This window comes from Pseudomonas sp. PA-1-6B, from assembly GCF_021609545.1.
GTDB classification, from domain to species: Bacteria; Pseudomonadota; Gammaproteobacteria; order Pseudomonadales; family Pseudomonadaceae; genus Aquipseudomonas; species Aquipseudomonas fluorescens_BV.
In genome coordinates this window covers 28,660-49,413 of the sequence record NZ_WJZM01000027.1, presented here as the reverse complement: position 1 = coordinate 49,413, position 20,754 = coordinate 28,660, and the positions used below count along the sequence as shown (strand labels likewise).

Sequence of the window (20,754 nt, the reverse complement as noted above, 5' to 3'; positions counted from 1 at the left end):
GGCCTTCCTTCGCTTTCCCCGGCGGCTCGGACCGCTTTAACGCAGACTTCTAGGGTTTTTCATGACGCGCTACATATTCGTCACGGGCGGTGTTGTTTCTTCATTGGGGAAAGGCATTGCCTCCGCTTCATTGGCGGCCATCCTGGAGGCGCGGGGACTTAAGGTCACCATGCTCAAGCTGGACCCGTACATCAACGTTGACCCGGGCACCATGAGCCCGTTCCAGCACGGTGAAGTGTTCGTCACCCACGACGGCGCCGAGACCGACCTGGACCTGGGCCACTACGAGCGGTTCATCCGCACGACCATGACCCAGAACAACAACTTCACCACCGGCCGTGTCTACGAGCACGTGCTGCGCAAAGAGCGCCGTGGTGACTACCTGGGTGCAACCATCCAGGTGATCCCGCACATCACCGACGAAATCAAGCGCCGCATCATCAAGGGTGCAGGCGATGCCGACGTGGCGATGGTCGAGATCGGTGGCACCGTGGGTGACATCGAGTCCCAACCGTTCCTCGAAGCCATCCGCCAGTTGCGTTTCGAAGTCGGCGCCAAGCGCGCGATGCTGATGCACCTGACACTGGTGCCGTACATCGCCACTGCCGGCGAAACCAAAACCAAGCCTACCCAGCATTCGGTCAAGGAACTGCGTTCCATCGGCCTGCAGCCGGATGTGCTGGTATGCCGCTCCGATCACCCGATCGACATTTCCTCGCGCCGCAAGATCGCGCAGTTCACCAACGTTGAAGAACGTGCGGTGATTGCCCTGGAAGACGCCGACACCATCTACAAGATCCCGGGCATCCTGCATTCCCAGGGGCTGGATGATTTTGTGGTCGAGCGTTTCGGCCTGCAGTGCGGCGGCGCCGACCTGTCCGAGTGGGAAGCGGTTGTCGACGCCAAGCTCAACCCTGAGCATGAAGTCACCATCGCCATGGTCGGCAAGTACATGGAACTGCTGGACGCGTACAAGTCGCTGATCGAAGCGATGAGCCACGCCGGTATCAGCAACCGTACCAAGGTCAACCTGCGCTACATCGACTCCGAAGACATCGAGAACCAAGGCACCGCGCTGCTCGAAGGTGTTGACGCTATCCTCGTTCCCGGCGGTTTCGGCCTGCGTGGCGTGGAAGGCAAGATCACTGCCGTGCAGTACGCCCGTGAAAACAAGGTGCCGTACCTGGGTATCTGCCTGGGCATGCAAGTGGCTGTTATCGAGTTCGCCCGTAACGTGCTGGGCTGGAAAGACGCCAACTCCACCGAGTTCGATCACACCAGCGGCCATCCGGTCGTGGGCCTGATCACCGAGTGGGAAGACGCCACCGGCGCCGTTGAAACCCGCACCGAAACTTCCGACCTGGGCGGCACCATGCGCCTGGGTGCACAAGATTGCCTGCTGGAAGCCGGCTCGCTGGTACACGACTGCTACGGCAAGGACGTGATCGTCGAGCGTCACCGTCACCGTTACGAAGTGAACAACAACCTGCTGCCGCAGATCAAAGAAGCTGGCCTGAAAATCTCCGGCCGCTCCGGTGATGGCAAGCTGGTTGAAGTGGTCGAGGCACCGGATCATCCTTGGTTCGTGGCTTGCCAGTTCCACCCGGAGTTCACCTCGACACCGCGTGACGGTCACCCGTTGTTCAGTGGTTTCGTCAAAGCAGCACTGACGCAACATCAGAAGAAGGCGTAAACCTGATGGCCCAGAAGATCATTCGCGTAGGCGACATCGAGATTGCCAACGACAAGCCCATGGTGCTGTTCGGCGGCATGAACGTGCTGGAAAGCCGCGACATGGCGATGCAGGTGTGTGAAGAGTACGTGCGGGTCACCCAGAAGCTGGGTATTCCTTACGTCTTCAAGGCCAGCTTCGACAAGGCCAACCGTTCGTCCGTGACCTCCTATCGCGGCCCGGGCCTTGAAGAAGGCATGCGGATCTTCCAGGACATCAAGCAAGCCTTCGGCGTGCCGATCATCACCGACGTCCACGAGCCTGAGCAGGCTGCCGTGGTCGCCGAGGTGTGCGACATCATCCAGTTGCCGGCCTTCCTGTCGCGCCAGACCGACCTCGTGGTCGCCATGGCCAAGACCGGCGCGGTGATCAACATCAAGAAAGCCCAATTCCTCGCCCCTCAGGAGATGAAACACATCCTGAGCAAATGCGTGGAAGCGGGTAACGACCAGTTGATCCTTTGCGAGCGGGGTTCGAGCTTCGGCTATAACAACCTCGTGGTGGACATGCTCGGTTTCGGCATCATGAAACAGTTCGAATACCCAGTGTTCTTCGACGTGACCCACGCGCTGCAAATGCCCGGTGGTCGCTCGGACTCCGCTGGCGGGCGACGTGCCCAGGTGACGGACCTGGCCAAGGCGGGCATGAGCCAGTCCCTGGCGGGCCTGTTCCTTGAAGCTCACCCGGACCCGGACAACGCCAAATGTGATGGCCCATGCGCCCTGCGCCTGGACAAGCTGGAGCCATTCCTGGCCCAACTCAAGCAGTTGGACGAGCTGGTCAAGAGTTTTCCGACGGTAGAGACCGCGTAACTGGCATTTCTCCGGTAGAATTTCCCACGCTTTACGCTCAGGCCCCCGGGCCTGAGCCTTGTCGTCTGCAAGCCTGCCCCGTTGTTCCACCCTTGCGGTCGGTCAAAAGATTTCCTTCAGCTGCGTCGTTTTCGTCAACTTTGGAGTGTTTACAACAATGGCAAAAATCGTCGACATCAAAGGTCGTGAAGTTCTCGACTCCCGTGGCAACCCCACCGTCGAAGCCGACGTGCTTCTCGATAACGGCATCATCGGCAGCGCCTGCGCGCCGTCCGGTGCTTCCACCGGTTCGCGCGAAGCGCTGGAACTGCGTGATGGCGACAAGAGCCGTTACCTGGGCAAGGGTGTACTCAAGGCTGTAGCCAACATCAACGGTCCGATTCGTGACCTGTTGCTGGGCAAGGACCCGCTGGACCAGAAAGCTCTGGACCACGCAATGATCAAGCTCGACGGCACTGAAAACAAAGGCAGCCTCGGCGCCAACGCCATCCTCGCGGTATCCCTGGCCGCCGCCAAGGCAGCAGCCCAGGACCAGGACCTGCCGTTGTACGCACACATTGCCAACCTGAATGGCACTCCGGGCGTCTACTCGATGCCGGTGCCGATGATGAACATCATCAACGGTGGCGAGCACGCGGATAACAACGTCGACATCCAGGAATTCATGGTGCAGCCAGTGGGCGCCAAGTCCTTCTCCGAAGGCCTGCGCATGGGCACCGAGATTTTCCATCACCTCAAGGCTGTACTGAAGGCCCGTGGCCTGAGCACTGCCGTGGGTGACGAAGGTGGTTTCGCGCCGAACCTGGCCTCCAACGAAGATGCACTGAAAGTCATCTCCGAAGCAGTGGCCAACGCTGGCTACACGCTGGGCACCGACGTGACCCTGGCCCTGGACTGCGCCGCCAGCGAATTCTATGAAGACGGCAAGTACAACCTGTCCGGCGAAGGCCAGGTGTTCGACTCCGAAGGCTTCGCTGAATACCTCAAGGGCCTGACCCAGCGCTACCCGATCATCTCGATCGAAGACGGCCTGGACGAGTCCGACTGGGATGGCTGGAAAATCCTCACCGACAAGATCGGCGAAAAAATCCAGCTGGTGGGTGACGACCTGTTCGTGACCAACACCAAGATCCTGAAAGAAGGCATCGACAAGAAGATCGCCAACTCGATCCTGATCAAGTTCAACCAGATCGGCACCCTGACCGAAACCCTGGAAGCCATCCAGATGGCCAAGGCCGCGGGCTACACCGCCGTGATCTCCCATCGCTCCGGCGAAACCGAAGATTCCACCATTGCCGACCTGGCCGTGGGTACTTCGGCGGGCCAGATCAAGACCGGTTCCCTGTGCCGTTCCGATCGCGTCTCCAAGTACAACCAATTGCTGCGCATCGAAGAGCAATTGGCAGGTAAGGCCAAGTACAACGGTCGCGGCGAGTTTCGCGGCTAAGCAGTAAATGGTAAAAAGTCGGCGGATTGCGTCGGAAATCTCACGGAAATGTGAATTTCGGCGCTAATCTGCTGACTGACAAGCGCAAGCCTGGGTTTTCCAGGCTTTGTGCTATCAGTTGCTGCAAAAGGTTTGCATGACTGTCTTTATTCAATGGATACCCGGATTTCGATGCGCAGTCCCAATTGGTTGTTCCTCGTCTTGCTCTTGTTGCTGGCTGGCCTGCAGTACCGCCTATGGGTCGGTAATGGCAGCTTTGCGCAGGTGGAAGAGTTGACCCAGCAAATTGCCGACCAGCGTGCCGAAAACGAACGCCTGCTGGAGCGCAACCGTGTCCTCGACGCTGAAGTGCTTGAGCTGAAAAAAGGCACGGAGACCGTTGAAGAGCGGGCTCGTCATGAGTTGGGCATGGTCAAGGAGGGCGAGACCCTCTACCAGTTGGCCCAATGAGCCACGATTTACCGGCCTTCTGGGCCGTGATTCCTGCCGCGGGCGTCGGTGCCCGTATGGCTGCGGACCGTCCCAAGCAGTACCTGCAATTGGGCGGGCGTACTATTCTCGAACACAGCCTCGGCTGTTTTCTCGACCATCCATGCCTCAAGGGCCTGGTGGTCAGTCTTGCAATTGACGATCCTTATTGGCCCACCTTGGCATACGCCAATGACCCGCGTATCCAGCGTGCCGACGGGGGCTCGGAACGTTCCGGCTCGGTACTCAATGCGCTGCTGCAACTCAACGCCCTGGGCGCAAGTGATGACGACTGGGTGTTGGTGCATGACGCTGCGCGGCCTAACCTGAGCCGTGATGACCTCGACAAATTGTTGGCGGAACTGGCTGACGATCCAGTAGGCGGCCTGCTGGCGGTACCGGCACGCGACACCCTCAAGCGTGTCGACAAGCATGGCCGTGTGGTGGACACCATTGATCGCCGCCTGATCTGGCAGGCTTACACGCCGCAGATGTTCCGCCTGGGCGCCTTGCATCGCGCCTTGGCCGACAGCCTGGTGGCCGATGCGGTGATCACCGATGAAGCGTCGGCCATGGAATGGTCCGGGCAGGCACCGCGCCTGATCGAAGGCCGTTCGGACAATATCAAGGTGACTCGGCCGGAAGACTTGGAGTGGTTGAAATTGCGCTGGGTTAACCGGCGGTAACCTGTCAGACCGGGTCTGCTTCATCGCAGCATAGGTATCTATACAACTTTGTAGGCTGTAGCAGCCGACGGTAACCACGATGCGAAGCGAGACGCTCTTGATCTTGATCTGCTTTTGATCTTAGGCGCCCCGTTAAACCACGCTGGCCGGAATTCGACAGGGATTTGGGGGGTAAACCGGCAGGGATGCCGGTTTAGCCGCCCCGCGCCATGGATGGCGCGTGGCGGCGACCCCCCAAATCACTGGCGGATTACGGGCACACCGAGCCTAAGCGAGGTGCCGAGTGGTGGGGCAAGAGCGTTTTGCTTACTTTGCCGCTTTTGCAAAGTGAGCCGCCGTCAGGGCGGAACCCTAAGTGGCCGTTACCGCAGGAATGGATATGTACACGGTCCGACTGTGTTGACTGTCAAGCCGTCTTCGCAGGCAAGCCAGCTCCCACAGTTGGATCGCGGTGCGTCAGTTAGATCAGCGTCGGCTGCCAGGCCGTCGCGGGAGCAAGCTCCCTCGCCACAGGTTTAGCGTCGTACCGAAGTTGTGTAGATACCTATGTTCATCGCAGGCAAGCCAGCTCCCACATTTGATCGCTGCCACATCAAACAACACGTCCAACTGTGGGAGCCGGGCTTGCCCGCGATGAGGCCGGTGCAGACCACCTCAATTCAATGCTTGTACTCCGGCCTCTGCGCCAACCCCACCTTCAAGAAATCCACCAGCTTCCTCACCTTCGGCGACAAATGCCGCTGCTGCGGATACAGCGCCCACACGGCGGTATTCGGCGGTTGATGAGCCTGCAGCAGCGACACCAACGCCCCGCTGTGCAGATGCTCCAGCACGTAGTAATCCGGCAACTGGCACAAGCCCATGCCTTGCAGCGCCGCATCCAGCACCGCTTGCCCACTGTTGCAGCGCCAATTGCCTTGCACACGCTGGGAAAATTCCCGCCCATCCTGGGCCATTTGCCAGATATCCGAGCTGCCAATCAGGCAGTTATGCCGGCTCAACTCCGACAAGCTGTGTGGCCGACCGTACCGTTCGAGGTAGGAGGGGGAGGCGCACAGGTACATGCGCCGAGGCGCCAGGCGGCTGGCGACCATGCGCGAGTCCTGCAGGCGTCCCAGGCGGATGGCCAGGTCGAGGCCTTCATGGACCAGGTCCAGCGAGCGGTTGGTCAACTCGATGTCCACGCGCAGTTGCGGATAGTGCGCCATGAACCGCGTCACCAGCGGCACGATAAAACGTTCGCCATAGGCCACGGCGCAGGTCATGCGCAACATGCCCTTGGGTTCGCTGGTCAGGTCGCCCACCGCCCGCAACGCTTCCTCGCGACCGTCCTGCAGGCGCTGGCAGTGCTGCAGGAAGGTCTGGCCGGCTTCGGTCAAGGTCACCTTGCGCGTACTGCGGTACAGCAACCGTGTTTGCAGGCGTTCTTCCAGGCGTGCCACTTGCCGGCTGACGTGGGAGGACGATACCCCCAACCGTTCGGCCGCCGCCGTGAACTGGCTGCATTCGGCCACCGCGACAAACTCGTCAATGCCTTCCCAGCGGTTCTCCAGCATGCTGATTGTCCCTGTACGGCAATAATGTTTTGCTTTGGTTCGGATTATTCATCAATGGGCGATGTTTTACACTCACTGCCTCAGTTTTTAACCCGATGGAGAAACCCGGATGATCAAGTCCCGTGCCGCCGTAGCCTTCGAAGCCAAGAAGCCCCTTGAGATTGTTGAAGTGGATGTCGCCATGCCCAAGGCTGGCGAGGTGCTGCTGCGGGTAGTTGCGTCCGGCGTGTGCCACACCGACGCCTACACCTTGTCGGGCGCCGACCCGGAAGGCATCTTCCCGTCGATCCTCGGCCATGAAGGCGGCGCAGTGGTGGAAGCCATTGGCGAGGGCGTGACTTCGGTGGCTGTGGGCGATCACGTGATCCCGCTGTACACACCTGAATGCGGCAAGTGCAAGTTCTGCCTGAGTGGCAAGACCAACCTGTGCCAGGCCATTCGCGCCACGCAGGGCAAGGGCTTGATGCCGGATGGCACCACGCGTTTCTCCTACAAGGGCCAGCCGATCTTCCACTACATGGGCACCTCGACGTTCTCCGAGTACACCGTGCTGCCGGAAATCTCTGTGGCCAAGATTCCTAAAGAAGCGCCGTTGGAAAAAGTTTGCCTGCTCGGTTGCGGTGTCACCACCGGCATCGGTGCGGTGATCAACACCGCCAAGGTCAAGCCGGGCGACACCGTGGCCGTCTTCGGCCTGGGCGGTATTGGCCTGTCGGCGATTATCGGTGCGGTCAAAGCCAAGGCCGGGCGTATCATCGCCATCGATATCAACCCGGCCAAGTTCGAAATCGCCAAGCAACTGGGCGCTACCGATTGCATCAACCCGAAGGACTACGACCGCCCGATCCAGGACGTGATTGTCGACCTGACTGACGGCGGCGTGGACTTTTCCTTCGAGTGCATCGGCAACGTACAACTGATGCGTGCGGCCCTTGAGTGCTGCCACAAAGGCTGGGGCGAATCGGTGATCATCGGTGTGGCCGGTGCTGGCCAGGAAATTGCCACTCGCCCATTCCAACTGGTCACCGGGCGCGTCTGGCGTGGGTCGGCGTTTGGTGGTGTGCGCGGTCGTACCGAATTGCCAAGCTACGTGGAAATGGCCCAGACCGGTGAAATCCCGCTGGATACCTTCATCACCCACACCATGGGTCTGGAAGATATCAACAAAGCGTTTGACCTGATGCATGAAGGCAAGAGCATTCGTACCGTCATTCACTTCTGAGGTCGGCCATGAGTCTGGAAAACCTGTCATGCCAGAAGAGCTTCGGCGGCTGGCATAAACGCTACAAGCATCATTCGGATGTGCTCGGTTGCGACATGACCTTCGCGGTCTATCTGCCGCCGCAAGCAGAGCAGGGCGGTAAATTACCGGTGCTGTATTGGCTGTCCGGTCTGACCTGCACCGATGAGAACTTCATGCAGAAAGCCGGCGCCCAGCGCATGGCCGCCGAGTTGGGCTTGATCATCGTTGCACCGGACACCAGCCCCCGTGGCCCCGGTGTGCCGGATGATCCGGACAACGCCTGGGATTTTGGCCTCGGCGCCGGTTTCTACCTCAATGCCACCCAGGAACCCTGGGCCAAGCACTATCGGATGCATGACTACGTGGTGCAGGAGTTACCGGCCTTGGTGGAAGCGCATTTCCCTGCGTCGGATAAACGCGGCATCAGCGGCCACTCCATGGGCGGTCACGGTGCGCTGGTCTGTGCATTGCGCAACCCTGGACGTTACCTGTCGGTGTCGGCGTTTTCGCCGATCAACAACCCGATGGACTGCCCATGGGGTCAGAAAGCCTTTTCCCGTTATTTGGGTGAAGAGCGCTCTAAGTGGCGTGAATGGGATGCCTGCGTGCTGATCAGCGAAGCCTCGGAAAAGCTGCCGCTGTTGGTGGATCAGGGCGATCGCGACGATTTTCTCGCCGTTCAGCTAAAGCCCGAAGCCCTGCTGCAGGCGGCCAAGGCAGCCAACCATCCGCTGGAACTGCGCCTGCAGCCTGGCTACGACCACAGCTACTTTTTCATCGCCAGCTTCATCGAAGACCATTTGCGCCATCATGGGCGTGCTTTGCTCGGTTAATCTGAGGCAAAAGTAGGTAGAATCACGCCCTGAATTAAATCGGGGCGTTTTTTTATGCGTATTGGCCACGGCTACGATGTGCACCGTTTCGCTGAAGGCGATTTCATCACCCTGGGCGGCGTGCGCATTGCACACCACCATGGGTTGCTGGCTCATTCCGACGGCGACGTGGTCCTGCACGCCTTGAGCGATGCCTTGCTCGGCGCGGCTGCATTAGGCGATATCGGCAAGCATTTTCCGGACACCGACCCCACCTTCAAGGGCGCGGACAGCCGTGTGTTGCTGCGCCATGTGGTCGGCCTGATCCATGCCAAGGGCTGGAAGGTCGGCAACGTCGATAACACCATCGTCGCCCAGGCGCCGAAAATGGCCCCCCATATTGAAGCGATGCGCACAGCGATCGCCGAAGACCTGCAAATTGAATTGGATCAAGTCAACGTGAAAGCCACCACCACCGAAAAGCTCGGGTTTACCGGTCGTGAAGAGGGCATTGCGGTGCACTCCGTCGCCTTGTTGCTGCGCGCATGAACGATCTGCAACTGCTGGGCCCGCGGGCCTATGGCGAGGCCCTGGGCAGCGCGGTACTGAAGGCCACGGCCGAAGACTTCCAGGTTGATGAGGTGCTGGACATCCCGCTGACCGGCGATGGCGAGCACCTGTGGCTGTGGGTGGAAAAGCGCGGCTTGAACACTGAGGAAGCCGCACGGCGTATCGCCAAGGCTGCTGGGGTGCCATTGCGCACCGTCAGCTATGCCGGGCTCAAGGATCGTCAGGCCCTGACCCGCCAGTGGTTCAGCGTGCAATTGCCCGGCAAGGCCGACCCGGACATGAGCGGCGCGGAAAACGACACCCTCAAGATCCTTAAAACCGCCCGTCACAAGCGCAAGTTGCAGCGTGGGGCCCATTCGGCCAATGGTTTCACCTTGCGCCTGACCCAACTGGCCGGTGACATCGCTGCCATCGACGCACGTCTGCAGTTGATTGCCCGGCACGGCATCCCCAATTATTTCGGCACCCAGCGGTTTGGCCACAACGGCGGCAATGTGGTGGATGCTCGCGAGTGGGCTGCCCGCAAGGCCCTGCCCGAGCAGCGCAACGTGCGCTCGCGCTTGCTGTCCACGGCTCGCAGTTACCTGTTCAACCAAGTGTTGGCGGCTCGCGTCGCCGACGGTTCATGGCAGCGTGCCCAAGTTGGCGATCTGCTGGCGTTTACCGACAGTCGCAGTTTTTTTCCGGCCGGGGAAGCTGAATGCAGTGACCCGCGCCTGGCGATCCTGGACCTGCATCCCACCGGCCCGCAGTGGGGCGAAGGCGACTCGCCGGCGAAAGGTCTTACGTACGAGCTGGAACAATCTGTCGCCGCTGGCGAAGCAGACCTACGTGATTGGCTGGTGAAGGCGGGAATGAGCCAGGAACGTCGCATTCTGCGACTGCCCATTGGCGGGTTGACGTGGCATTATCCCGGGCCTGACATTCTGCAATTGGAATTCGTCCTGCCGGCCGGATGCTTCGCCACTGTCTTGGTGCGCGAGCTTGTTGATCTGGTGCCGGTGGGGCAGACGGACAGCCCATGCGTATTCTGATATCAAACGATGACGGTGCCACCGCACCCGGTCTTGCCGCGCTCCATGCTGCGCTGCAGGATTACGCCGAGTGCGTGGTGGTTGCCCCCGACCAGGACAAGAGCGGCGCCAGCAGTTCGCTGACGCTCGACCGTCCGCTGCATCCGCGGGTCCTGGCCAATGGCTTTATCAGCGTTAACGGCACCCCCACCGACTGCGTGCACCTGGCGATCAACAGTCTGCTGGAGCACCAGCCAGACCTGGTGGTCTCGGGGATCAACCTGGGCGCCAACCTGGGTGATGACGTGCTGTATTCCGGCACCGTGGCGGCCGCCCTTGAAGGGCGCTTCCTGGGCCGCACCGGCTTCGCCTTTTCCTTTGCTTCGCGGCAACTGGATAACCTGGCGACGGCGGCCTACTACGCGCGCAAGTTGGTGGAGGCCCATGCTTCCCTGGACCTGCCGCCGCGTACGGTGCTCAACGTCAATATCCCCAACTTGCCCCTCGACCATATTCGCGGTATCCAACTCACGCGCCTGGGTCATCGCGCCCGTGCGGCAGCGCCCTTGAAGGTGGTCGACCCTCGCGGCAAGGAAGGGTATTGGATCGCCGCCGCCGGCGACGCCGAAGATGGCGGCGAAGGCACGGACTTTCATGCGGTGATGCAAGGCTATGTCTCCGTTACCCCTCTGCTGTTTGATCGCACCTTCAGTGATGCCTTCAGTGGCCTTGATGGCTGGCTGGAGGGACTGCGTTGATGGCTCGTGAACAAGACGACCTGTTGCGCCGTGGCATCGGGATGACCTCCCAGCGCACCCGGGAGCGGTTGATCCAGCGTCTGTATGAAGAAGGCTTGTCCAACGCGCAGGTGCTGGAAGTGATCCGGCGCACGCCGCGGCACCTGTTTGTTGATGAGGCGCTGGCGCATCGCGCCTATGAAGACACAGCGTTGCCCATCGGCCACAACCAGACCATCTCACAGCCCTATATGGTTGCGCGTATGAGCGAGCTATTGCTGGCGGCGGGGCCGTTGGACAAGGTGCTGGAGATTGGTACCGGCTCCGGCTACCAGACGGCCGTGCTGTCGCAATTGGTAGAACGGGTGTTTTCGGTCGAGCGCATCAAGGTGCTACAGGACCGGGCCAAGGAACGTCTGGTGGAACTGAACCTGCGCAACGTGGTATTCCGCTGGGGCGATGGTTGGGAGGGCTGGCCGGCGCTGGCGCCCTACAACGGTATCATCGTCACCGCCGTGGCCACCGATGTGCCGCAAGCCTTGCTGGATCAATTGGCACCTGGCGGGCGGCTGGTCATCCCGGTGGGCTCCGGCGAAGTGCAACAGTTGATGCTTATTATCCGTGAGGACGAAGGTTTTTCCCGGCATGTACTCGGTGCCGTGCGGTTCGTACCCTTGCTCAACGGCCCGCTGGCCTGATCATTTATTCGCGGGCAGTGAATTCTGTAAGCGCGGATGTGTCTTACGGCGGGGTCCATTGAATCAACATGCCTGGCAGCCACGATTAAACATGATGAATTTTTCCTTTCAGTCAGGTGCCAGTAAAAAGCCAATGCCCAGTTATACTTGCGTCATATTTCAAGCCTGATACAGGCGTTAACGTTCAGCCACCACAAAGGGAGCGGCGGGTGAGTCTCACAGGTCCTGCGCAGCGAATGAGTAAAACAAGCTTTCAGCGACTGGTGCTTGGCCTTGTCTTGAGTTCCTTATTGGCAGCCTGCTCGAGCACGCCATCCGGCGGTGCGCGGGTCGTTGACCGTACCAACGCAACCCCCCAGAGACCTACGGTCACCACGGGCCAATACGTGGTGCGCAAAGGCGACACACTGTTCTCGATTGCCTTCCGTTATGGCTGGGACTACAAGGCGCTGGCCGCCCGTAACAACATTCCTGTGCCGTATACGATCCATCCCGGGCAGACCATTCGTTTCGACGGTCGCTCAGGTTCTGCCCCTACGGCAGTTGTGACAAAGTCGGGATCTTCGCCATCGTCGTCGAGCAAGACCACCATCATTACCCGGCCTGCAGGCAGCGCCGCCCCTACGGTTGCGAGCAAGCCGGCACCCGCGCCGTTGCCACCTGCCGGGCCTGCGCCGACCGGATGGGGATGGCCTTCAAACGGCGTGTTGATTGGAAAATTCTCTTCAAACGGTAGTTTGAATAAAGGCATTGATATCGCCGGGGATTTGGGACAGCCTGTTTTAGCTGCGTCTGATGGGACAGTGGTGTACGCCGGGAGTGGTTTGCGGGGCTACGGCGAGCTGGTCATCATCAAACACAGCGATACCTACGTCAGTGCCTACGGTCATAACCGCAGGTTGTTGGTTCGGGAGGGGCAGCAGGTCAAGGTCGGACAGACGATTGCCGAAATGGGGTCAACGGGCACAGACCGGGTGAAACTGCACTTTGAGATTCGCCGCCAAGGGAAGCCTGTAGATCCGCTGCAATTCCTGCCCCGTCGTTGATGTGTTGCACAGCCTGTTCCCTCACGTAGAAGGAACAGGCTCCAGCGTTGCCAAGGATAGAGGCGTCGCTTGAGCTTGAGGTCGAACTCACCAAAGGACTATAACAATGGCTCTCAGTAAAGAAGTGCCGGAGTTTGACATCGACGATGAGGTTCTCCTTATGGAGACCGGCATCGATTTGGAAACGATGTCAGATAATGAAGGGGTATCACCACCTTCAGTTCGCACCAAATCCAAAAATGCTGCCGCGTTGAAGCAGCACAAGTACGTTGATTACACGCGGGCGCTCGATGCGACCCAGCTGTACCTCAATGAAATCGGCTTTTCCCCTCTGTTGACCCCCGAAGAAGAAGTCCATTTTGCGCGTCTGTCGCAGAAGGGCGATCCGGCTGGGCGTAAGCGCATGATTGAAAGCAACCTGCGCCTGGTGGTGAAGATCGCCCGACGCTACGTCAATCGTGGGCTTTCCCTGTTGGACCTGATCGAGGAGGGCAACCTGGGCTTGATCCGGGCTGTGGAGAAGTTCGACCCTGAGCGGGGCTTCCGTTTCTCCACCTATGCCACCTGGTGGATTCGCCAGACCATCGAACGGGCGATCATGAATCAGACCCGCACGATCCGGTTGCCGATCCATGTGGTCAAGGAGCTCAACGTCTACCTGCGGGCGGCGCGTGAGCTGACGCAAAAACTCGATCATGAACCTTCGCCTGAAGAGATCGCCAACCTCCTGGAAAAACCGGTAGGGGAGGTCAAGCGCATGCTGGGCCTTAACGAGCGTGTCTCTTCGGTCGATGTCTCGCTGGGGCCGGATTCGGATAAGACCCTGCTAGACACCCTGACCGATGATCGTCCGACAGACCCTTGCGAGCTGCTGCAAGACGATGATCTTTCCCAAAGTATTGACCAGTGGCTGTCAGAGCTCACGGACAAGCAGCGTGAAGTGGTGATTCGCCGCTTCGGCCTGCGCGGCCATGAGAGCAGCACCCTGGAGGATGTAGGCCTGGAGATTGGCCTGACCCGTGAGCGGGTGCGGCAGATCCAGGTGGAGGGCCTCAAGCGCTTGCGCGAGATCCTGGAGAAGAATGGCTTGTCGAGTGAGTCGTTGTTCCAATAAACGACACAAGACAAAAATGTGGGAGCCGGCTTTTGTGGGAGCTGGCTTGCCTGCGATAGCATCAACTCGGTATAGCTAGTGCACCGAGTCGATAGCATCGCAGGCAAGCCAGCTCCCACATACAGCTGCGCTCCCACATTTTTGTCCGTCATTACATCGGTGTAGCGCACCAAAATCCAGGCATAAAAAAACCCCGCTTTTAAGGGCGGGGTTTTTTCGACTAAGTCAGTACAAGTTAGATAACTTGAACTTCTTCAGCTTGCATGCCTTTCTGACCGCGGGTAGCGATGAAAGAAACCTGTTGGCCTTCTTTCAGGCTTTTGAAGCCGTCGGATTGGATAGCTTTGAAGTGAACGAACAGGTCGTCACCGGATTGTGGAGTGATGAAGCCGAAGCCTTTTTCATCGTTGAACCACTTAACGGTACCAGTTTGGCGATTAGACATGGTGTATCTCCTTGGACAAAGTTAACTGCGACTCAGGAAAAGCCCTGGCCGAGACTGAGTGCAAAGAGCAGGAAAAATTCTTGGAGATGGTTGGATCGAAATTCAACATATCGTGTAGAGATTCTCAGTGACACAAGCAGCACAGTGGCGCCACCTTAACCCTTTTTCAGGAACGTGCCAATGGTATTTCCGAAGGTTTCTCTAATTTCGTGACTGGCGGTGGTATTTACAGTCATTGGCGCCGGGCACCCGGGCCCCGGCCACGCTGGCTGCGGCTTATAGCTGGCAGTGCATTGATCAAGAAAACCGGTGCGGCCTTTGAACCCCAACGCCGGCCCCGGTAAGATGGCCCACAGATTTTTTTCGCCTCGCTATTCAGGACACCGCCATGAGCATCAAATCGGACAAGTGGATTCGCCGCATGGCGCAGGAACACGGCATGATCGAGCCGTTCGTCGAACGCCAGATTCGTGGCGAAGGCGACGAGCGCGTGATTTCGTACGGCGTTTCCAGCTATGGCTACGACGTGCGTTGCGCCGATGAATTCAAAGTGTTCACCAACATCAATTCGGCGATCGTCGATCCGAAAAACTTCGACGAAAAGAGCTTCGTCGACGTCAAGAGCGACGTGTGCATCATCCCGCCCAACTCTTTCGCCCTGGCGCGCACCGTGGAATTCTTCCGTATTCCTCGTGACGTGTTGACCATTTGCCTGGGTAAAAGCACCTATGCCCGCTGCGGCATTATCGTGAACGTCACGCCGCTTGAGCCGGAGTGGGAAGGCCATGTGACCCTAGAGTTCTCCAATACCACCACCTTGCCGGCAAAGATCTACGCCAACGAGGGCGTGGCACAGATGCTGTTCCTGCAGTCCGATGAGGCCTGTGAAGTGTCCTACAAAGACCGCGCGGGCAAGTATCAGGGCCAGCGTGGCGTCACTCTCCCACGCGCTTGATCGAAAGCGCCTACGGGTAAAGGGAATTTGTCTGCAGAAAGTGACTCTATCTAGGTGTACTGCTTCGGCGCGTGTGAAACGCGTCGGGCCATACTTGAGGAGTACCTTATGAAGATCGACCCGCGAATCAGCGCAGAACTCGCCCGGCTTGAACCCAACCAGATTGGTGTTCTGGCCTGGTCCTTGATGGCCAACCCCGCGCACGCGGGGGGCATCCCTGGTCAACCCGAACCTGATTACCCGCAGCCTACCGAGCCGGGTGAGCCGACCTTACCGGACGAGCCGCCACCCGCGCCTGTTGCCTGATACCTGAGCAGGCTTGTCTCGATTCATTGAATCGGCCAGACCTGGTGATCGCCAATCACAAAGATTCGCTGGTCCTGCGCCTGCTCCACGGCATAACCCCCTGTGAACGCGCCGAAGGCCGGCAGCAGGCTAACCTGAGTGCCGATCTGGAAGCACGGCAGGCGTAGCCGCTGGCGCCCTTTACCGCGCAGGTGGTACACCGGATGCACATGCCCCGCCAGTACATGATGGCTGGCATGAGCGTCGGGTTCATGTTGCAAGGCGAAAGGGCCCATCAGCACAGGCTCCGCGACCACTTCGATGCCCAAATCCAGCGGTGGATCGCCGGCACGTTTGTCGTGATTGCCGCGAATCAAGGTCAAGACCAGCGTGCTATTACGTTCACGCCAGGCACGGACTGCGTTCAGGGTGCCTGTGGCGTGTGAGCCAGGGCCGTGTAGGAAATCGCCGAGAAAGATCAACTGCGCGCAGGGCAAGGCCGATATCAAATCATCCAGGCGTTCCAGATTCGCCGTAGTCGTGCCCTGTGGCACGGGTTGCCCCAGGCTGCGATAGGCCGACGCCTTGCCAAAATGCGCATCGGCGATCAGCAGGCATTTACGCGCCGGCCAGTACACAGCTTTCTGCGGCAATAGCCATAGCTCTTCATCTTCCAGCGTCAGTGGGTAATGCATCAGCCTTGCCCTTTGTCGGCGATTTTTTCCAGGTCCTTGACCATCCGCGCGATGCGCTCCGAGAGTTTTTCCGAGCTCATGCTTTCGCGCATCCGTTCTACCAGCAGCGGAAAGGCCAGGGGCGTGGGCCGCTGGATCCTGTGCAGGTCCAGCTTCAATGTCGACAGATGATTCAGCGTCTGTTCCAGCCGGCGAATATCCAGCTCGTCCCGCAGAACTTCTTCCCCAGCCTGGGCCAGCAGCAGATTTTGTGGGTCATATTGCTTGAACACTTCAAAGAACAAACCACTGGAAGCCTGCACTTGTCGCGTGCTTTTTGGCGCGCCGGGATACCCGGCAAATACCAGCCCGGCGATTCGCGCAATCTCGCGAAAGCGGCGCAGGGCCAGTTCACCGGCATTGAGGCTGGCGACCACGTCCGCCAGCAGGCCTTGGGGGCTCAGCACTCTAGTGTTCAACAACTGGGGCCACTGCACCTCGGTAGCGCTCAACAGCTCCAGGCCATAATCATTCACCGCAATCGAAAAGGTTAGCGGCTGCTGCTGGCTGACCCGCCACGCCAGCAAACTGGCCAAGCCCAGGTGTACCTGGCGGCCAGCGAACGGATACAGAAACAAGTGCCAGCCCTCCCGCGACCGCAGGGTTTCAGCCAGCAAATGCTCGCGGGTCGGCAGCCCGGACCAGCGCAATTGGGTGTGCAGCAACGGTTGCACCGCCTGCATCTCAGGCCCGTCGAAGTGCCCATGCGCGGCGGCATCAAAACGCTCGACCACCGCCTGGGCCAGTTCGTTGGAAAGGGGCATGCGCCCGCCATTCCAGCGTGGCACGGCGGCTTTTTTCGCGTTGCTGCGGCGCACATAGGCGGTCATGTTTTCCACACGCACCAGTTCCAGCAAGCGCCCGGCGAACAGAAACCCATCCCCCGGCTTGAGCCTTGCAATAAACCCTTCCTCGACACTGCCCAGGTTCTTGCCGCCGCCGCCTTTGCTCCAGAACTTGAGCTGGATACTGGCATCACTGACGATGGTGCCCACGCTCATGCGGTGGCGGCGTGCCAGGCGGGCATCCGGAACACGCCAGATGCCGTGCTCATCGGGCTCCACCCGGCGGTAATCCGGATAAGCGGTGAGTGACAGGCCACCATGGCGCACAAACCCCAGGGCCCAGGCCCAATCCGCTTCGGTGAGGTCGCGATAGGCCCAGGCGCCGCGCACTTCGTCCAACAGTGCCGCCGGAGTAAACCCGCCGCCCAAGGCCATGCTGACCAAGTGTTGGACCAGCACATCCAGCGGCTTGTAAGGTGATTCCCGCGCTTCGATGCGCCGTTGGGCGATCGCATCCTGGGCGGCTGCGGCTTCCACCAGCTCCAGGCTGTGGGTTGGCACCAGCGTTACCCGTGAGGGCCGCCCTGGCGCGTGGCCGGAACGCCCGGCGCGTTGCATCAGCCGCGCCACACCCTTGGCGGAGCCGATTTGCAGCACCCGTTCCACCGGCAGGAAGTCCACGCCCAGGTCCAGGCTGGAGGTGCACACCACTGCCTTGAGCTGTCCATCTTTCAACGCTCGCTCCACCCAGTCCCGGGTCTCTCTCGATAACGAACCGTGGTGCAGGGCAATCAAGCCGGCCCAGTCCGGACGAGCGCCCAGAATCGCCTGGTACCAGATCTCGGATTGCGCGCGGGTGTTGGTAAATACCAGGCAACTGCTGCTGGCCTCTACCTCGGCGACCACTTGCGGCAACATCTTCAAGCCGATATGCCCGGCCCAGGGAAAGCGCTCGGTGACGGGCGGCAGCAAGGTGTCGACCTTCAGTGCCTTGGCCGTTTGCCCCTGTACATTGATGCCGCCGCCCTGTGGGACCAGTACCTCCAAAGCGTGGGCCTGATTACCCAGCGTTGCGGAAATGCCCCACACCATCAACTCAGGATGCCAGCGCCGCAAGCGTGCCAGTGCCAGTTGCAACTGCACGCCGCGCTTATTGCCGATCAGTTCGTGCCATTCATCCACGATGACCATGCGCAGGTGCGCCAGGCTGGTTTCACTGTCGGCACGGGCCAGCATCAGGGTCAGGCTTTCCGGAGTGGTGACCAGAGCGGTGGGTTGGCGACGGGTCTGGCGTGCGCGTTCACTGCTGCTGGTGTCACCGGTGCGCAGACCTACACTCCAGGGAATCTGAAGGGCCTCCAACGGGGCTTGCAGGGCACGTGCGGAGTCGGTGGCCAGGGCGCGCATCGGCGTGATCCACAGGACGGTCAGCGGCTCGGCAGGCGGTTTGCGTTTGCCTGTGACGGGCGGGCGGGTAATGGCGAAACGATTGAGGGCGGCAAACCACAGGGCATAGGTTTTACCCGCCCCGGTGCTGGCATGCAGTAACCCTGATTGGCCGGCCTTGACCGCGGCCCATACCTCTTTCTGAAAGGCGAATGGCTTCCAGCCTTGGGTGGCAAACCATTGCTTGGCGAAGTCGTGGGTTTTTGCCATTCGGCAACTGACGCTCTGAAGGCTCTATTGCACAGACCCTCCAGGCGTCATAAAGGTTTACTTCAAATTGCCACTCAGAAACTGTTGCAGGCGTTCGCTTTTCGGATTGCCCAGCACATCCTCCGGCAAGCCCTGCTCCTCCACCAGACCCTGATGCAGGAACAGCACCTGGCTTGAAACCTTGCGCGCAAAGCTCATCTCGTGGGTCACCATAATCATGGTACGGCCTTCCTCGGCCAGGCCCTGGATCACCTTCAAAACTTCGCCCACCAACTCCGGGTCCAGCGCCGACGTGGGTTCATCGAACAGCATCACCTCCGGCTCCATGGCCAGGGCGCGGGCGATGGCGACACGCTGCTGCTGGCCGCCGGAGAGGAACGCCGGGTATTGATCAGCCACGCGCGCCGGCAGCCCGACTTTGTCCAGGTAGCGGCGCGCACGGTCTTCGGCGTCCTTCTTGCTGCAACCCAGCACGCGGCGGGGGGCCATGGTGATGTTTTCCAGCACGCTCATGTGGCTCCACAAGTTGAAGTGCTGGAACACCATCGCCAGCCGTGTGCGCAAGCGTTGCAATTCGGCGTCGTCGGCCACACGCATGCCATGGCGGTCGCTGACCATGCGGATTGCCTGGCCGTCCAGGGTCATGGCGCCATCGTTGGGGGTTTCCAAAAAGTTGATACAGCGCAGGAAGGTACTCTTGCCTGAGCCACTGGCGCCGATCAGGCTGATCACATCACCGGTCTTGGCCTTGAGCGACACACCTTTGAGCACTTGATTGTCGCCATAGCTTTTGTGCAGGCCTTCAACGGTCAGTTTGTACATGGGGCATGCATCCTCAAGGCGAAAGTAGATAACCGCTGCGGTAGGCCTGTGTGCCGGCGACATGGCAGATCACCATGCCGGCCGTGGCCATGCGGCGTAGCGAACGGGCGTAAAGCAGCCCGGCGTGCTGGCAGTGCACAGGCGTCACGCGGTCGGTAATGGGGTCGATGATTTCAGCGACCAATTGCCCCGCCTCCAGGTATTCCCCCGGCAGGGCGCTGAACACGAGCAAGCCACCCACCGTAGTCGTCACTGGCTCCACCGCCGCCAACGGCGTAGCCGGGTAGGCCAGGGCAGGCAAGGGGGCTGCATCGCCGCGAACGGCGCCGAAGTGGATCAAATAATCAATGATGGCCTGGCAGTCCAGCGCGGCGAGGCCGTGGTTGACATCGCCCTGGCCACGCAGCTCGACGGTCACCGACCAGCTGCCCATGGGGATCGGGTAGCGTTCGCCGAAGCGTTGCTGCAACTGCCACCACACCAGGGTGAAACACTCGTCAAAAGACTGCCCACCGGAATCGGTGGCCAACAGGTTGGCCTCCGAGCCCAGGTAGCGCGCCAACGGTTCTACCTGTGGCCAGGCTTCGGGCGTGGTGTACAGGTGCGCCACGGCTTCGAAGTCGCAATGCAGGTCCAGCACCACGTCGGCATCACAGGCCAGGCGTTGCAGAACCAGGCGTTGGGAGTGCAACTGGGTCTGGGCGGTGTGCGCGGCCAGGGCGCGGGACAGTGCGCTGCGGATCAATTGGGCATTGCGCTGTGGATCATCGCCCAGCAGGTCTTCGACCTGGTTACCCACGTCTTCGCTGAGGTCGACAAACAGGCGATTGAAGTTCTGCCCGCTTTCCAGTTCGTAGCGGCCCAAGGGGATATCCATCAATACCTGTTCGAGGCCCACCGGGTTGGCGACGGGCACCAGCACGATTTCGCTGCGCAAGCGCCCGGCCGTTTCAAGTTCTGCCAGGCGCGCCTTCAGATGCCAGGCCACCAGCATGCCCGGCAATTCATCGGCGTGCAGGGAGGACTGGATGTACACCTTGCCTTCGGGCTGCTGCGGGCCGAAGTGAAAACTGTGGATCTGCCGCGCCGTGCCGGGCACCGGTGCGATCAGGTCATGTAGCTGATGGTGCATGCAAGC

At 60.1% G+C, this 20,754-nt stretch carries 21 protein-coding genes; 15 read left to right on the top strand and 6 right to left on the bottom strand.

What is annotated here, in order from left to right; all coding sequences use genetic code 11:
* Positions 1 to 61 precede the first annotated feature (61 nt).
* The 5 genes from GIV35_RS14650 to ispD all read left to right on the top strand — a co-directional run bounded on the left by GIV35_RS14650 (position 62) and on the right by ispD (position 5,145).
* Complete coding sequence (locus GIV35_RS14650; protein ID WP_034126838.1) at positions 62 to 1,693, top strand: CTP synthase; 1,632 nt, start codon at positions 62 to 64, stop codon at positions 1,691 to 1,693.
* 5 nt (positions 1,694 to 1,698) lie between these two features.
* Complete coding sequence (gene kdsA, locus GIV35_RS14645; RefSeq protein WP_003189190.1) at positions 1,699 to 2,544, top strand: 3-deoxy-8-phosphooctulonate synthase; 846 nt, start codon at positions 1,699 to 1,701, stop codon at positions 2,542 to 2,544.
* 157 nt (positions 2,545 to 2,701) lie between these two features.
* Complete coding sequence (gene eno, locus GIV35_RS14640; RefSeq protein ID WP_054897992.1) at positions 2,702 to 3,991, top strand: phosphopyruvate hydratase; 1,290 nt, start codon at positions 2,702 to 2,704, stop codon at positions 3,989 to 3,991.
* Between the two features lie 171 nt (positions 3,992 to 4,162).
* On the top strand, positions 4,163 to 4,441 hold the full coding sequence (gene ftsB, locus GIV35_RS14635; protein WP_003189195.1) for a cell division protein FtsB: 279 nt from the start codon (positions 4,163 to 4,165) through the stop codon (positions 4,439 to 4,441).
* Positions 4,438 to 5,145, top strand: coding sequence for a 2-C-methyl-D-erythritol 4-phosphate cytidylyltransferase (gene ispD / locus GIV35_RS14630; protein ID WP_236264608.1), 708 nt, complete (start codon positions 4,438 to 4,440; stop codon positions 5,143 to 5,145). Before ftsB ends, ispD begins: the two co-directional genes overlap by 4 nt.
* 659 nt (positions 5,146 to 5,804) lie before the next feature.
* On the opposite strand, the gene GIV35_RS14625 is transcribed toward ispD, so the two are convergent.
* A complete protein-coding gene (locus GIV35_RS14625; protein WP_034126841.1) occupies positions 5,805 to 6,701 on the bottom strand; it encodes a LysR substrate-binding domain-containing protein in 897 nt (298 codons plus the stop codon).
* Positions 6,702 to 6,810: 109 nt separating this feature from the next.
* Between GIV35_RS14625 and GIV35_RS14620 the strand changes: the two genes are divergently transcribed.
* From GIV35_RS14620 to rpoS, 8 genes are all read left to right on the top strand, one after another.
* Positions 6,811 to 7,923 carry an S-(hydroxymethyl)glutathione dehydrogenase/class III alcohol dehydrogenase gene (locus GIV35_RS14620; RefSeq protein ID WP_003189203.1) on the top strand — a complete coding sequence of 371 codons (1,113 nt, stop codon included), beginning with the start codon at positions 6,811 to 6,813 and terminating at the stop codon, positions 7,921 to 7,923.
* Positions 7,924 to 7,931: 8 nt separating this feature from the next.
* On the top strand, positions 7,932 to 8,777 hold the full coding sequence (fghA, locus tag GIV35_RS14615) for an S-formylglutathione hydrolase (RefSeq protein ID WP_054897990.1): 846 nt from the start codon (positions 7,932 to 7,934) through the stop codon (positions 8,775 to 8,777).
* Positions 8,778 to 8,831: 54 nt separating this feature from the next.
* Positions 8,832 to 9,305, top strand: coding sequence for a 2-C-methyl-D-erythritol 2,4-cyclodiphosphate synthase (gene ispF, locus GIV35_RS14610; RefSeq protein ID WP_105226030.1), 474 nt, complete (start codon positions 8,832 to 8,834; stop codon positions 9,303 to 9,305).
* Positions 9,302 to 10,360: a tRNA pseudouridine(13) synthase TruD gene (gene truD / locus GIV35_RS14605; protein ID WP_105226031.1), complete on the top strand. Its 1,059-nt coding sequence runs from the start codon at positions 9,302 to 9,304 to the stop codon at positions 10,358 to 10,360. Before ispF ends, truD begins: the two co-directional genes overlap by 4 nt.
* Positions 10,348 to 11,097, top strand: coding sequence for a 5'/3'-nucleotidase SurE (gene surE / locus GIV35_RS14600; RefSeq protein WP_003189210.1), 750 nt, complete (start codon positions 10,348 to 10,350; stop codon positions 11,095 to 11,097). Before truD ends, surE begins: the two co-directional genes overlap by 13 nt.
* Positions 11,098 to 11,138: 41 nt before the next feature.
* Positions 11,139 to 11,774 (top strand): protein-L-isoaspartate(D-aspartate) O-methyltransferase, encoded by a 636-nt coding sequence (locus GIV35_RS14595; RefSeq protein ID WP_169850588.1) that lies wholly within the window; start codon positions 11,139 to 11,141, stop codon positions 11,772 to 11,774.
* 209 nt (positions 11,775 to 11,983) lie between these two features.
* A complete protein-coding gene (locus GIV35_RS14590; RefSeq protein ID WP_032893170.1) occupies positions 11,984 to 12,820 on the top strand; it encodes a peptidoglycan DD-metalloendopeptidase family protein in 837 nt (278 codons plus the stop codon).
* Between the two features lie 106 nt (positions 12,821 to 12,926).
* The gene (gene rpoS, locus GIV35_RS14585) at positions 12,927 to 13,934 is read left to right on the top strand and encodes an RNA polymerase sigma factor RpoS (RefSeq protein WP_034126846.1); all 1,008 of its coding nucleotides are present in this window, start codon (positions 12,927 to 12,929) and stop codon (positions 13,932 to 13,934) included.
* Between the two features lie 235 nt (positions 13,935 to 14,169).
* On the opposite strand, the gene GIV35_RS14580 is transcribed toward rpoS, so the two are convergent.
* Positions 14,170 to 14,379, bottom strand: a complete 210-nt coding sequence (locus tag GIV35_RS14580) for a cold-shock protein (protein WP_002554837.1) — start codon at positions 14,377 to 14,379, stop codon at positions 14,170 to 14,172.
* A 388-nt stretch (positions 14,380 to 14,767) separates the two neighbouring features.
* Between GIV35_RS14580 and dcd the strand changes: the two genes are divergently transcribed.
* A complete protein-coding gene (gene dcd, locus GIV35_RS14575; protein ID WP_003189215.1) occupies positions 14,768 to 15,334 on the top strand; it encodes a dCTP deaminase in 567 nt (188 codons plus the stop codon).
* Positions 15,335 to 15,442: 108 nt separating this feature from the next.
* Positions 15,443 to 15,640, top strand: a complete 198-nt coding sequence (locus GIV35_RS14570) for a hypothetical protein (protein ID WP_005785769.1) — start codon at positions 15,443 to 15,445, stop codon at positions 15,638 to 15,640.
* 23 nt (positions 15,641 to 15,663) lie between these two features.
* On the opposite strand, the gene pdeM is transcribed toward GIV35_RS14570, so the two are convergent.
* From pdeM to GIV35_RS14550, 4 genes are read right to left on the bottom strand one after another with little or no spacing between them, the layout of a single operon-like run.
* Entirely contained in the window at positions 15,664 to 16,314 is a 651-nt protein-coding gene (gene pdeM / locus GIV35_RS14565) for a ligase-associated DNA damage response endonuclease PdeM (protein WP_105226032.1), read from the bottom strand.
* Complete coding sequence (locus GIV35_RS14560) at positions 16,314 to 18,794, bottom strand: ligase-associated DNA damage response DEXH box helicase (protein ID WP_223024247.1); 2,481 nt, start codon at positions 18,792 to 18,794, stop codon at positions 16,314 to 16,316. The genes pdeM and GIV35_RS14560 overlap by 1 nt, the downstream gene beginning before the upstream one ends.
* A gap of 57 nt (positions 18,795 to 18,851) precedes the next feature.
* Positions 18,852 to 19,616 carry an ABC transporter ATP-binding protein gene (locus GIV35_RS14555; RefSeq protein ID WP_034126849.1) on the bottom strand — a complete coding sequence of 255 codons (765 nt, stop codon included), beginning with the start codon at positions 19,614 to 19,616 and terminating at the stop codon, positions 18,852 to 18,854.
* A 13-nt stretch (positions 19,617 to 19,629) separates the two neighbouring features.
* A complete protein-coding gene (locus tag GIV35_RS14550; RefSeq protein ID WP_236264873.1) occupies positions 19,630 to 20,748 on the bottom strand; it encodes a succinylglutamate desuccinylase/aspartoacylase family protein in 1,119 nt (372 codons plus the stop codon).
* Between the last annotated feature and the right edge of the window lie 6 nt (positions 20,749 to 20,754).

Bases quoted from the DNA above. Each gene is read 5' to 3' on its own strand.
- GIV35_RS14650 (WP_034126838.1), top strand. From the start codon at position 62: ATGACGCGCTACATATTCGTCACGGGCGGTGTTGTTTCTTCATTGGGG.
- kdsA (WP_003189190.1), top strand. From the start codon at position 1,699: ATGGCCCAGAAGATCATTCGCGTAGGCGACATCGAGATTGCCAACGAC.
- eno (WP_054897992.1), top strand. From the start codon at position 2,702: ATGGCAAAAATCGTCGACATCAAAGGTCGTGAAGTTCTCGACTCCCGT.
- ftsB (WP_003189195.1), top strand. From the start codon at position 4,163: ATGCGCAGTCCCAATTGGTTGTTCCTCGTCTTGCTCTTGTTGCTGGCT.
- ispD (WP_236264608.1), top strand. From the start codon at position 4,438: ATGAGCCACGATTTACCGGCCTTCTGGGCCGTGATTCCTGCCGCGGGC.
- GIV35_RS14625 (WP_034126841.1), bottom strand. From the start codon at position 6,701: ATGCTGGAGAACCGCTGGGAAGGCATTGACGAGTTTGTCGCGGTGGCC.
- GIV35_RS14620 (WP_003189203.1), top strand. From the start codon at position 6,811: ATGATCAAGTCCCGTGCCGCCGTAGCCTTCGAAGCCAAGAAGCCCCTT.
- fghA (WP_054897990.1), top strand. From the start codon at position 7,932: ATGAGTCTGGAAAACCTGTCATGCCAGAAGAGCTTCGGCGGCTGGCAT.
- ispF (WP_105226030.1), top strand. From the start codon at position 8,832: ATGCGTATTGGCCACGGCTACGATGTGCACCGTTTCGCTGAAGGCGAT.
- truD (WP_105226031.1), top strand. From the start codon at position 9,302: ATGAACGATCTGCAACTGCTGGGCCCGCGGGCCTATGGCGAGGCCCTG.
- surE (WP_003189210.1), top strand. From the start codon at position 10,348: ATGCGTATTCTGATATCAAACGATGACGGTGCCACCGCACCCGGTCTT.
- GIV35_RS14595 (WP_169850588.1), top strand. From the start codon at position 11,139: ATGACCTCCCAGCGCACCCGGGAGCGGTTGATCCAGCGTCTGTATGAA.
- rpoS (WP_034126846.1), top strand. From the start codon at position 12,927: ATGGCTCTCAGTAAAGAAGTGCCGGAGTTTGACATCGACGATGAGGTT.
- GIV35_RS14580 (WP_002554837.1), bottom strand. From the start codon at position 14,379: ATGTCTAATCGCCAAACTGGTACCGTTAAGTGGTTCAACGATGAAAAA.
- dcd (WP_003189215.1), top strand. From the start codon at position 14,768: ATGAGCATCAAATCGGACAAGTGGATTCGCCGCATGGCGCAGGAACAC.
- GIV35_RS14570 (WP_005785769.1), top strand. From the start codon at position 15,443: ATGAAGATCGACCCGCGAATCAGCGCAGAACTCGCCCGGCTTGAACCC.
- pdeM (WP_105226032.1), bottom strand. From the start codon at position 16,314: ATGCATTACCCACTGACGCTGGAAGATGAAGAGCTATGGCTATTGCCG.
- GIV35_RS14560 (WP_223024247.1), bottom strand. From the start codon at position 18,794: ATGGCAAAAACCCACGACTTCGCCAAGCAATGGTTTGCCACCCAAGGC.
- GIV35_RS14555 (WP_034126849.1), bottom strand. From the start codon at position 19,616: ATGTACAAACTGACCGTTGAAGGCCTGCACAAAAGCTATGGCGACAAT.
- GIV35_RS14550 (WP_236264873.1), bottom strand. From the start codon at position 20,748: ATGCACCATCAGCTACATGACCTGATCGCACCGGTGCCCGGCACGGCG.